The sequence below is a fragment of the Streptomyces acidicola genome, from assembly GCF_009377235.1.
Lineage (GTDB): Bacteria > Actinomycetota > Actinomycetes > Streptomycetales > Streptomycetaceae > Streptomyces > Streptomyces acidicola.
Genome location: NZ_VMNX01000531.1, coordinates 1 through 1,186 on the forward strand (window position 1 = coordinate 1; position 1,186 = coordinate 1,186).

Annotated in this window: 1 protein-coding gene; it reads left to right on the forward strand. The window is 69.4% G+C overall.

Annotation, left to right across the window (positions count from 1 at the left end; genetic code table 11):
• Positions 1 to 12: 12 nt before the first annotated feature.
• Complete coding sequence (locus FPZ41_RS46620) at positions 13 to 1,146, forward strand: IS30 family transposase (protein WP_407698912.1); 1,134 nt, start codon at positions 13 to 15, stop codon at positions 1,144 to 1,146.
• Positions 1,147 to 1,186: the final 40 nt, after the last annotated feature.

The window sequence follows — 1,186 nt, forward strand, 5'->3', positions numbered from 1 at the left end:
TACTCCCGGCTCGTGCAGCAGGGCTACAGCAACAAGGAAGCCTGCCGGCTCGTCGGTGTCGACGAACGGACCGGCAGGAAGTGGCGTAACGGCCGCAGTGCCGACCGCAGGCAGAAGGCGGCACCACCGATCAACACGGTGGTGCCGCCTTCCGGTCCGTCCCGGCACCTGTGCGAGGACGAGCGGATCCACATCGCCGACCGGCTGCGGGAGAAGGCCACCGTCCGGGCGATCGCCGCCGAACTGCGCCGCAGTCCCTCCACGGTCAGCCGTGAGATACGGCGCAACCGGCATCCGGACAGCGGCGCCTACAGGCCGCACGCCGCCCAGGCCCGCGCCGCCGCCCGCCGCCCCCGCCCCAAGCCCCGCAAGATCCTCCAGAACCCTGAGCTGCGTGACGCCGTCCAGGCGATGCTGGAGGAGAAGTGGAGCCCGGAACAGATATGCCACGCTCTGCGGCAGAAGTTTCCCGACCGGCCGGAGATGCACGTGGTCCACGAGACCGTCTACCAGGCGCTCTACGTCCAGGGCAGAGGCCAGCTGCGGCGCGAGCTCGCAGGAGCCCTGCGCTCCGGCCGCGCCCGCCGCAGGCCCCAGCGGCAGGCCAACTGCCGCCAGCCCCGCTTCACCACGCCGATGGTGATGATCAGCGAGCGTCCGGCCGAGGCCACGGAGCGAGCCGTGCCCGGCCACTGGGAGGGTGACCTGATCATAGGAAAGGACGGCAAGTCCGCGATCGGCACCCTCGTGGAGCGCGCCACCCGCTACGTGATGCTGCTGCACCTGCCGGGCGACCACGGCGCCGAAGCCGTCCTCACCGCCCTGACGGCCACCGTCCAGACCTTGCCGACGCAGCTGAAACGGTCGCTGACCTGGGACCAGGGCAGCGAGATGGGTCACCATGCCGAGTTCACCCTCGCCACCGACATCCCGGTCTACTTCTGCGACCCCGCCAGCCCCTGGCAGCGCGGCTCGAACGAGAACACGAACGGTCTGCTGCGGCAGTATTTCCCCAAAGGCACCGATCTCTCGGTCCACAGCCCCGAACACCTGGCCGCTGTCGCCGACCAGCTCAACCGCCGCCCACGCAAAACGCTCGGCTGGGAAACCCCAGCCGAGCGCCTGCATAAACTGCTCGCTGCCTGATCAACACGACCACGTGTTGCAACGATCCCTAGAAACCGCC